At 66.6% G+C, this 10,106-nt stretch carries 11 protein-coding genes; 5 read left to right on the top strand and 6 right to left on the bottom strand.

Translation table 11 applies throughout. The features are described from left to right. The coding region (locus tag AC5RWT_RS30165; RefSeq protein ID WP_494083420.1) for a long-chain-fatty-acid--CoA ligase at window positions 1-1,616 on the bottom strand (1,616 nt) is incomplete at its 3' end. Window positions 1,617-1,753: 137 nt separating this feature from the next. Then, window positions 1,754-2,440 carry a transglycosylase family protein gene (locus AC5RWT_RS30170; protein ID WP_494083429.1) on the bottom strand — a complete coding sequence of 229 codons (687 nt, stop codon included), beginning with the start codon at window positions 2,438-2,440 and terminating at the stop codon, window positions 1,754-1,756. A gap of 383 nt (window positions 2,441-2,823) precedes the next feature. Here AC5RWT_RS30170 and AC5RWT_RS30175 point away from each other — a divergent pair, with 383 nt between their 5' ends. Continuing rightward, window positions 2,824-3,021, top strand: coding sequence for a DUF2795 domain-containing protein (locus AC5RWT_RS30175; RefSeq protein WP_494083421.1), 198 nt, complete (start codon window positions 2,824-2,826; stop codon window positions 3,019-3,021). On the opposite strand, the gene AC5RWT_RS30180 is transcribed toward AC5RWT_RS30175, so the two are convergent. After that, window positions 3,018-3,530 (bottom strand): metallophosphoesterase family protein, encoded by a 513-nt coding sequence (locus AC5RWT_RS30180; protein ID WP_494083422.1) that lies wholly within the window; start codon window positions 3,528-3,530, stop codon window positions 3,018-3,020. The genes AC5RWT_RS30175 and AC5RWT_RS30180 overlap by 4 nt on opposite strands. Before the next feature lie 22 nt (window positions 3,531-3,552). Beyond that, window positions 3,553-4,173 (bottom strand): LysE/ArgO family amino acid transporter, encoded by a 621-nt coding sequence (locus AC5RWT_RS30185; protein WP_494083423.1) that lies wholly within the window; start codon window positions 4,171-4,173, stop codon window positions 3,553-3,555. A 70-nt stretch (window positions 4,174-4,243) separates the two neighbouring features. On the opposite strand from AC5RWT_RS30185, the gene AC5RWT_RS30190 reads away from it, so the two are divergent. Then, window positions 4,244-5,143: a LysR family transcriptional regulator ArgP gene (locus AC5RWT_RS30190; protein WP_494083424.1), complete on the top strand. Its 900-nt coding sequence runs from the start codon at window positions 4,244-4,246 to the stop codon at window positions 5,141-5,143. A gap of 110 nt (window positions 5,144-5,253) precedes the next feature. Further along, the gene (gene scpC / locus AC5RWT_RS30195; protein WP_493967291.1) at window positions 5,254-6,774 is read left to right on the top strand and encodes a succinyl-CoA:acetate CoA-transferase ScpC; all 1,521 of its coding nucleotides are present in this window, start codon (window positions 5,254-5,256) and stop codon (window positions 6,772-6,774) included. Between the two features lie 122 nt (window positions 6,775-6,896). On the opposite strand, the gene AC5RWT_RS30200 is transcribed toward scpC, so the two are convergent. Both AC5RWT_RS30200 and AC5RWT_RS30205 read right to left on the bottom strand, forming a co-directional pair. Then, window positions 6,897-7,724 carry an oxidoreductase gene (locus tag AC5RWT_RS30200; protein WP_494083425.1) on the bottom strand — a complete coding sequence of 276 codons (828 nt, stop codon included), beginning with the start codon at window positions 7,722-7,724 and terminating at the stop codon, window positions 6,897-6,899. A 13-nt stretch (window positions 7,725-7,737) separates the two neighbouring features. After that, window positions 7,738-7,887: a hypothetical protein gene (locus AC5RWT_RS30205; protein WP_494083426.1), complete on the bottom strand. Its 150-nt coding sequence runs from the start codon at window positions 7,885-7,887 to the stop codon at window positions 7,738-7,740. Between the two features lie 263 nt (window positions 7,888-8,150). On the opposite strand from AC5RWT_RS30205, the gene AC5RWT_RS30210 reads away from it, so the two are divergent. Together AC5RWT_RS30210 and AC5RWT_RS30215 are read left to right on the top strand one after the other, a co-directional pair. Continuing rightward, entirely contained in the window at window positions 8,151-8,738 is a 588-nt protein-coding gene (locus tag AC5RWT_RS30210; protein WP_494083427.1) for a hypothetical protein, read from the top strand. A 422-nt stretch (window positions 8,739-9,160) separates the two neighbouring features. Continuing rightward, window positions 9,161-9,973, top strand: a complete 813-nt coding sequence (locus AC5RWT_RS30215; protein ID WP_494083428.1) for an SGNH/GDSL hydrolase family protein — start codon at window positions 9,161-9,163, stop codon at window positions 9,971-9,973. Window positions 9,974-10,106: the final 133 nt, after the last annotated feature.

Genomic DNA, 10,106 nt, shown 5'->3' on the forward strand with positions numbered 1-10,106 from the left:
GGGATGACCCGGCGCGGCACCTTGTACGCCGCCAGCCGCCCGCGGCAATAGTCCCGCATCCCTTGTTCATCCAGGGGGACCCTGCTTCCGGGCCGCAGCACGACGGCGGCCGTCACCGCTTCGCCGCCCTCCGGCCGCGGGATCCCGACCACCGCGGCCTCGACCACGTCCGGGTGGGAGTGGAGCGCGTCTTCGACTTCGGACGGCGATACGTTGAAGCCGCCGGTAATGATGAGTTCCTTGACCCGGTCGACGATGCGGGCGTTGTGCTGCTCGTCCACGGTGACGATGTCGCCGGTGCGCAGCCAGCCGCCGTCGAGCAGGACCGCAGCGGTTTCCTCCGGCTTGCCCCAGTAGCCCTGGAAGACCTGCGGGCCGCGGATCAGCAGCTCGCCCGGCTGCCCGGGCTCGACATCCCTGGAGGGGTCTTCGGGGTCGACCACCCGGATCTGGGTGCTGGGGAACGGAACACCGATCGTGCCGTTCTTGCGCGTGGGGGCAAACGGATTGCCCAGGGCCACCGGCGAGGTCTCGGTCATGCCGTACCCCTCCACCAGCAGGCCGCCGGCCGCGTCCTCCCACAAGTCGACGGTGGCCTGCGGCAGGTTCATGGCGCCCGAGATGGCGAACCGGACGGATTTCAGATCCACCCCGCGCTTTTTGGCTTCGGTGGCGACCCGCTCGTAGATGGGCGGCACGGCGCAGAAGATCGTGGGCGGAGTCTTTTTCGCCGCGGCCAGCACCAGGTCCACGTCGAACTTTGGGAACAGGACCACCCGCGCACCGGTGAGCACCCCGAACGTCAGGTGGAGGGTCATGCCGAAGGCGTGGAACATCGGCAGGACCGCGTACATGACCTCCTTGCCTTCTGCCACGCCGTGCATCCACGCGCGGCCCTGCTCGGCGTTGGCCCGCAGGTTCCGGTGCGTGAGCATGGCGCCTTTGGGCTGTCCCGTGGTGCCGGAGGTGTACTGGATGGCCGCCAGGTCTGTCACCCCAGGCCGGGGATGGGACTTCTTCAAAGGCCGGGCCCGCAGCAGCTTCTCCCACGGAAGCGTGTTCTTCACCGGCGCGGTCAGCGCTGTGCGCGCTGCCCTGGCCGCCGGGACTGGAAGCCGCAGGGCCAGCCGCTTGGTGCGGGGCATCGCTCGGGTGAGGTCAACCGACACGATCGTCTTGACCTCGATGTCCGAGGGGAATTCCTGCACTTTGGCCACCACGTTGTTCCACACGATGGCGACGCTTGCCCCGTGGTCCTCGAACTGGTGGCGGAGTTCCCGGCCCGTGTACAGCGGATTGTGTTCGACGACGACGGCGCCCAGGCGCAGTACGGCGTAGAAGGCCACCACGTGCTGGGGGCAGTTGGGCAGGATCAAAGCCACCCGGCTGCCCGGACCCACACCGAGCCGGCGCAGGCCTTCCGCGGCCCGCCTTATCTGGTCGCCCAGCTCCCGGTAGCTCGTGGTGGCACCGAAAAAGTCCAACGCAGTGTGCTTCCGGAACCGGCGCACCGAGTCATCCACCATGTGGGACAGGGACTCTGTGGGAAGGTCGATGTCGGCCGGCACGCCTGGCTGGTAATTCTGCAACCACGGACGATTCTCAACGATGGACATAGCAGTAGCCCGCTTTCTCACTCGGATGATGCCAGTCTATGGTCGCCTGTTCGGTCCAACCACCTGCCCCTCTCTCGGCTTAAACCACCAAGGCCCCGCCTCTTGTGGGAGGACGGGGCCTTGCTGGTACAGCTGAATTACTGCGCGGGCAGCTGCAGAACCTGGTCCACAAAGATCAGGTTGGGATCGGCAACTGTGTCGGTGTTGGCAGCAAAGAGATCCTGCCAACCGCCCTGAAGTCCCTGCGCCTGGGCAATCTTGGCCAACGTGTCACCGGACTGGACGGTGTAGGTCTCGCCGCTAACGGCCGGGGCCTGCACCGCGGGTGCTGCCGGAGCCGGCGCTTGGGCCACAGGGGCCTGCTGAACCGGTGCCTGCTGCTGCACGGGGGCCTGCTGAACCGGGGCCTGCTGCTGCACGGGGGCCTGCTGCTGGACCGGGGCCTGCTGGATCTGCGCAGACTGGCTGCTCACCTGCGACCCTCCGCCTCCGCCGGCCAGGCCCAGCTTGGACGAGCAAGCAGGCCAGGCACCCCAGCCCTGGCTGTCCACAACGTTCTCTGCCACGGCAATCTGCTCAGCGCGGCTGGCGTTCTCCGGGGAACCGGTGCCGCCATTCGCCGCCCACGTGCTCGGGGTGAACTGCAGGCCGCCGGAGAAGCCGTTCCCGGTGCTGGTGCTCCAGTTGCCTCCGGACTCGCACTCGGCCAAAGCGTCCCAGGTGGCGCCGTCGGCGGCGTTAGCGGCCGGTCCGACCAACGCAACGCTTGCTCCGGTGAGGGCGACTGCTGCCAGGCCGCCACGCAGGGCACGGCTGAGGTTCATGTTGTTGTTTGATTTCACAATGCTCCACTGAGGCCGCCTTATGCTCAGTCCGTCCCCGAACGTCTCCGCACCGCCGTCAGCCACTCGCAAAATCGAGGTCATGTGGACGTCTGCCATTCTGACGGCGAAAGGCGTGGGCAGCGTCCGGGCATTCCATGGGTAGATCACGCCGGAACTTCCGGCATCCCCTGGCGCGGCCATCTGACCCGCGCACGGACTGCACGTTACCGTAAAGTAACCAACGTTGCAAAACCGTAATCTCGGTGCGGCGTGTCGCCCGTCCTCGCGGAGAAGAACCAGGGTAAGGCTGTCCCGGTTGGCTATTCCCAGCGAACCGGTCAGCACGTAGCCTAGTGAGTCCCTAGTGGATCGGAAGGACTCCCATGGCAGACAATCCCAGTCCCATTGATATCCAGAAGGCGCTGGGCGGCGTCGACTACCCCGCTTCCGCCGCCGACTTGGTGAAGAACGCAGAAAACTCCGGGGCCGGCGACGAAGTCCTGTCGGCGCTCAGGAATCTTCCTGACCGGCAGTACGAAACCCCCGCGGAAGTCAGCAAAGCGGTATCCGACAACAATTAGCGCGCCCTCTGCTCCACCGGCACCAGTTGGACGTCCAGAAGGCTGCCGCCCTCCGCGGTAGCCGTCATGTACGTGCAGACCGGCTGGCGGCGGCGGTCGGTCGGCGACCCCGGGTTCAGCAACCGCAGGCCGCCGGGTGCCGTGGTGTCCCACGGAATGTGGCTGTGCCCGAACACCAGCACGTCAGCACCGGGGAAACGTGCTTCACAGCGTTGTTCACGGCCCTGCGCCGCTCCTGTTTCGTGGACCATGGCGAATTGGACACCCTCGATGGTCGCCTCGGCGATTTCCGGCAGCCGCGAGCGCAGCTCGTTGCCGTCGTTGTTGCCGTAGACCGCGACCAGCCGCCGGCTCCGCTCTTCCAGTTCGTTGAGCAGGTCGACGGTGATCCAATCGCCGGCATGGAAGACGACGTCGGCCGCCTCCGCCGCTTCCCACACCTGGTCCGGGAGGCGGCGCGCCCGTTTCGGCACGTGCGTGTCCGCCAACAGCAGCAATGTGGTGGCCATACCGGCATCTTCGCATATCCGATCAGAGGTTGAAGGCCAACCGTAGGCCCAGGACCAGCATGATGACGGCGATCAGACCGTCGAGCAGCCGCCAGGAGCTGGGCCGGGCAAAAAAGGGCCGCAGCAGCCGGGCTCCGAAACCGAGCGCGCTGAACCAGACAATGCTTCCCAGCACGGCGCCGGCGCCGAACCACCAGCGCAGTTCAACACCCTGGGTGTTGGCGATGGACCCCAGCAGCAGGACCGTGTCCAGGTAGACGTGCGGATTCAGCCAGGTCAGCGCCAGCGCAGTGGCGGCGGTGGCCGCCACTCCCCCGCCGCGCGCATTCTCCGACGCCGTCAGCGCACCTGGCCGGATGGCCCGCCTGGCCGCGAACACCGCGTAGGCCAGCAGGAAAGCTGCTCCCCCCAGGCGGATGATATCCACCACTGCCGGCGCTGCCTGGATGATCGTGCCGATGCCGGCGATTCCGGCAGCAATCAGCAGTGCGTCCGAGAGGGCGCAGATGACAACAACGACGCCAATGTGCTCGCCGCGGATGCCTTGGCGCAGCACAAAGGCGTTCTGCGCCCCGATTGCAACGATGAGCGCGAGCCCGGTCCCGAAGCCGAGCAAAACTGTAGGGGCAAGAGCAGCAGTCACAACAGACGACGCTACTGAAGACCAGTGGATCAGTACAGCTAAAGAATCTTCAGATCCGTAAGCTGGGCTTATGCAGCCGTTTCACTACGAGCATCTGGCGACCTTCGCCGTCGTCGTTCAAGAGGGCAGCTTCGACGCCGCCTCCCGCGCGCTCCATGTGACGCCGTCCGCCGTCTCCCAACGGATCAAGGCCATGGAGCAGGCGGCCGGCCAGGTCCTCTTGCAGCGCACCGCGCCGGTGCAGCCCACGGCGGCCGGCGATGTGGTGCTGCGGCTGGCCCGGCAGATGCAGGTCCTGCAGGACGATGCCCGGCGCGAACTCGGCGGCACCAGCGACGGCGTGGCCCTCCCGCTGGTGGTCAATGCGGACTCGCTGGCCACCTGGTTTCTGGGCGCGTTGGCCCGCATGCCGCGCGAGCGCGGTGTTTGCTTCGAAGTCCACCGCGAAGACGAGCAGCATTCAACCTCGCTGCTGCGGGCCGGGCGGGTAACCGCCGCCGTGACGGCCACCCCGGAGCCGGTGCAGGGCTGTTCGGTGGAAGCCCTCGGCTCCTTGCGCTACCTCGCGGTGGCCAGTCCCGCCTATCTGAGGCACTGGCGGAGCGCCGGGAGGGTGGACGGCTCCCTTGCGTGGCTGGCGGCTGCCCCCGTGCTGGACTTCGACCGCAAGGACGACCTGCAGGGGCGTTTTTACCGACAGCTGACCGGCGCTGCCCTCTCGGCGCCGCGCCATTACCTGCCGGCGTCGGCGGAGTTTGCTGCCGCCGTCCGGCTGGGGCTGGGGTGGGCGCTGCTGCCGGAACAACAGTGTCTGGCGGACATCAGGGCAGGCACCCTGCACGAGCTGGCACCGGACCTGCCGGTGGACGTGCCGTTGTACTGGCAGCGCTGGAAAATACGCTCACCGATCCTCGAAGAACTCACCGCCTGCGTGCGGCAGACCGCCGAAGAACAGCTGAGGCAGGCTTAGCCTCACGTGCGGCAGAACGGGCAGCACGGGCGCTCCCGGCCGCCACGCACCCCCGGGCACCTTCGGCCGAGGCCTAGAGTGGAGAGTGAAGAAGCTGACGAAGGGGCATGATGCAAGACCGGATTCGCAATGCCCGCATGCTGGAGCGCGTAATGAGCGCGGAGCAGGCGGCTGAACTGATCAACCCCGGCATGACGGTGGCCATGAGCGGCTTCACCGGGGCCGGTTACCCGAAGGCGGTGCCTCAGGCGCTGGCGGCGCGGATGGAGACCGCGCATGCGGCCGGAGAGCAGTTCAAGATCCGCGTGCTAACCGGCGCCTCAACGGCCCCCGAGCTCGACGGCGCCCTCGCCAAGGTCGACGGGATGCAACTGCGCCTGCCCTACCAGTCGGATCCGGCGCTGCGCGAACGGATCAATGCCGGCGAACTGGACTATATCGACATGCACCTCAGCCACGTCGCCCAGCACACGTGGTTCGGGTTTTTCGGCGAGGTCGATCTGGCCGTCGTCGAGGCGGTGGGCATCCTCGAGGACGGCCGGTTGATCCCGTCGACGTCGGTGGGCAACAACATGACCTGGCTCCGGCAGGCCGGGCAGGTCATCGTGGAAATCAACAGCGCCCAGCCGCTCGGGCTTGAAGGTATGCACGACGTCTACTACGGTACCGCCCTGCCCCCGGACCGCAGGCCCATCCCGCTCGTACAGCCCGACGACCGGATTGGCGAACCCTACCTGCAGGTGGATCCGGACAAGATCGTGGCCATTGTGCACACCGACGGACCGGACCGGAATTCCCCCTTCAACCCGCCCGATGACGCCTCACAGAAAATCGCCGGCCATCTGCTGGATTTCCTGGACCACGAGATTCAGCGCGGACGCCTGACCGAGAAGCTGCTTCCGCTGCAGTCCGGCGTGGGCAATATCCCCAACGCCGTACTGGAAGGCCTCGCGGCCGGCGGCTACCGGGGCCTGACTGCCTACACCGAGGTCATCCAGGACGGCATGCTGCAGCTGCTCAAGGAGGGCGTGCTGCGGATGGCCTCCGCCACCTCCTTCTCGCTCAGCCGCACCGGATTGGAGGAGTTCAACGCGAACGTCGACTACTACCGCGAGCGCATCATCCTGCGCACCCAGGAGATTTCGAACCACCCCGAGCTGGTCCGCCGGCTCGGCTGCATCTCGCTCAACGGCATGATCGAAGCGGACATCTACGGCAACATCAACTCCACGCATGTCGCCGGCACCAAGGTGATGAACGGAATCGGCGGCTCCGGCGACTTCGCCCGGAACAGCTACCTGTCCGTCTTCATGTCCCCCAGCACAGCGAAAGGCGGGAAGGTCTCCAGCATTGTGCCGATGGCCAGCCACGTCGACCACACCGAGCACGACACGATGATCGTGATCACCGAACAGGGTCTGGCCGACCTTCGGGGCCTCGCGCCGAAGCAGCGGGCGCGCAGGATCATCGAGAACTGCGCCCACCCGGACTACCAGCCGATGCTGCAGGACTACTTCGACCGTGCCTGTCGCGACAGCTTGGGCAAGCACACCCCGCACCTGCTCGGCGAGGCCTTGTCCTGGCACCAGCGGTTCGTGGAGACCGGCAGCATGCGCCCTGCACAGCAGTAACGCCCCCTGTCGCCGCCGTTGGCCCGGCCGGTTTCGCATCCGCCGGGCCACCGACGTTTCGTGCCTTGTGGCCGGCCGGCTCGCTGGGCGGGCCTTCCACGCCCCAGGGGCCGCGAGCCCGCTCAGCGCTGGTACACCCTGGCGAGGATGGCGTCGAAGACCTGGTCTGGAAACAGCCGGCGGGCGCCCATGATGGTCCGCGCGCCTCTTCCCACCGGGTAGCGGCTGCGCGTGCGGTGCGCGGCCGCCACGCGGGCAATCCGGCGGCCCACCACCTCCGGCCGCGACCCCCTGCCCGGCGTGTAGGCTCCCGCAATCGCCGCGGCCACGCTCTCCGCCTGCCCGGCATACGCTGTTCCTTCGGAACTTTGCAGCAGGCTCTGAACCGCAATGGAGTCCCACTCGGTCAGAATCGGCCCGGGTTCAATGATCACCACATCAATGCCGTAGGGCTTGAGCTCCACCCGCAGGCAGTCCGACAAACCTTCGACCGCGAATTTCGCCGCGTGGTACCAGCCGCCCAGCGGTTCGTAGAAGACGCCGCCAATCGACGAGACGTTGATGATCCGGCCGCTGCCTTGTGCGCGCATGGCCGGGGCCGCCAGCTGGATGAGGCGCCCCAGCCCGAACAGGTTCACCTCGAACTGCTCCCGGGCATCGTCCAGCGGCACGGTCTCGACGGCACCGTACGATCCGTACCCGGCGTTGTTGACCAGCACGTCCAGGCGGCCCTGTTCGGACAAGATCCGCTCCACGCCGGCCACCATGGACGCGTCGTCGGTCAGATCCATGGCGAGCACGCGGACCCCGAGCTCTTCCAGCGGGCGCATCCGCTCCAGCCGGCGCGCCGCCGCGTAGACGGTGAAGCCGCGGCGTGCCAGTTCCCGGCAGGTGTGTTCTCCGATGCCGGATGATGCTCCGGTTACCAGTGCAACTTTGTCCACGGCCATGGCCCCGTCCGCCTCACTTCTTCAATGCCAGCACGACGGCGGTGCCCGCCTCGTCCGGGAACGTCCGGGCGCCGCCGTCGGCGCCAACGAGCCGCCGGCAACCGTCGAGCTCGACCGAGGGTGGTGCGCCGGCGCTCTGCCCGACCCTGAGCGGCCACAGCACTGCAAACTCCGTCGCCTTGTGGGTCGATGCCGTCAGTGTAGCGGCCCGAAGCGGAGAGCGGTTGTGGCTTGCCGGTTCGCCCCGTGGCCCTCTCAACGGCCCTGCGACCACCCCCGCCGCTGCCGTCCCCGCCGTCTCGACAAGTGCTGACGTCGGGAGCACACTGTTGGGAATATGAGGGCTTTACCCCCTTGCATAAGGGCGGGTCCAGCGGGCACCTCTCAGGACAGTAGACGCAGCCGGGCTCCGTCAGGAGGCGGATCATGGACCAAGACGGCGTCGGCCGGCCCACTCGGGCGGATGAGCCGGAATCCTCCGTTCCCACCCATTCGCGGTTGCGGTTGGCCGCAACCCTTCTCTTTGCCGGGGTGCTGGTCTCGTTGTTGGCCGGGATTTTCCAGCCAGGCGCCGCCAGCGCCAATGACCATGCAGCAGCCTTCTCCGAGTACGCGGACAGCGCCGCTTGGACCGGGATCCACCTGGGCCAGTTCGTGGGGATGGCAATCCTGATTTCCGGACTGCTGGTGCTGTTCGCGGCCCTGGACCTCCACACCGGCCCGGCTTCCTGGGTGGCAAGGTTCGCCGCCGTCGCCGCTGCAGCAGCACTGGCGCTTTATGCGGTTCTCCAAGCCGTGGACGGCGTTGCCCTGAAGCAGGCCGTAGATGCCTGGGCTGCTGCGCCGGAGGCGGAGAAGGCGGCCCGCTTCGAAGTCGCGGAGGGTATCCGTTGGCTGGAATGGGGTACCCGGAGCTACCACGGTCTGTTGCTGGGGCTCTCGTTTGTGCTGTTTGCCGTCGCTATTATCTGGAGCGGCCGGGTATCCAGATTCGTGGGCTCACTTTGGGGCTGACCGGAGTGGCCTACCTGGTGCAGGGTTGGGTCATTGGTGCCGAGGGTTTTTCGTCGAATAACACCCTACCGACCCTGGTTGGCATAGCGTCGAGCATCATTTGGAGTATCTGGCTCATGATCAGCGCCCGGCGGCGCCGGCCGACGCCGGGCCTGACTTCCGTGGCAAGCTAACGCCTGCGCTCAGGTGTATGAGCCGCACGGCACCGACGCCCACGTCCGCGAAGTGCGCGCCTTGCACGGGCTTGGAAATCGGCGCTTCCAGAGCTTTATCCGGTCGGCGCGGGAGTTGTTGGCCACGGCCCGTTCCGTTTGGCCCGGCCCGGTGGTTAAAGTCTTCGACATGATGGCTGCGCAAAAGGTGGTGCGCAACAACGGTTTCCGCCACCTTGCTACGGCCGCCCTCGTTTCCGAGGAGGTTCCGTGGGCACTGCCCTCCGGCTCCTGATCCTGCCTCTGATGTTGTTGACCCTGCTGGCTATGCCAGGATCCGCCGTCCCGCGATCCTACCCAAACGCCATCGCAGGACTCGGAGATTCCATTACCCAAGCGGCCAACACGTGTTGCAAGCCCGGCAACTACCCGGCGAAGTCCTGGTCCACCGGCGACTCGCGATCCGACGGCATCCGCAGTCACTTCGAGCGGCTGGCGGCACTTCACCCGCAGATCAGCACCAACAACTACAACGATTCCGCCAGCGGCGCCACGGCGGCGGATCTGCCTGCGCAGGCGTCCATGGCCGTAGCCCAGAAGGCGGACTACATCACCGTACTCATCGGAGCCAACGATCTGTGCGCCTCTTCGGCATCAGCGATGACCTCCGCCGCCGACTTCGCCCACCACGTCACTACTGCTCTTGACGCACTGCATCACGGGCTGCCGCATGCCCGCATCTACATCAGCAGCATCCCCGACCTTCACCGCCTCTGGTCCGTTCTCCACACCGGCCAGGAGGCCAGACGTGCTTGGGCGGCCGCCGGAACCTGCCCGTCCATGCTTGGCGCCGGGGTCACCGAGAGCCAGCGGCAGGAAGTTGTTGCCCGCGAACTGGCCTTCAATGAGATCCTCGAGGACACGTGCGCCAGGTATGAGAACTGCCACTGGGACGGAGGCGCCGTGTACGCCTACAGGTTCTCCGCCACCGAAATCAGCACCCTGGACTACTTCCACCCCGGCCCCGGCGGCCAGGCCGCACTGGCCGAACTGACATGGCAGGCATTTCAAGGAAACCGTTGACCCCGGATATCGAGGACTGGCCGTGCAGCACACCGACCCGTAGCAGATGAACAAGAGACATTTACTCAAAAGCGCAGGTGGGTTAGCAACTCTGATGCTTTTTCTGCGGTGACAGCGATACTCGTAAGATTTT

Source organism: Arthrobacter sp. Dra40, assembly GCF_059091905.1.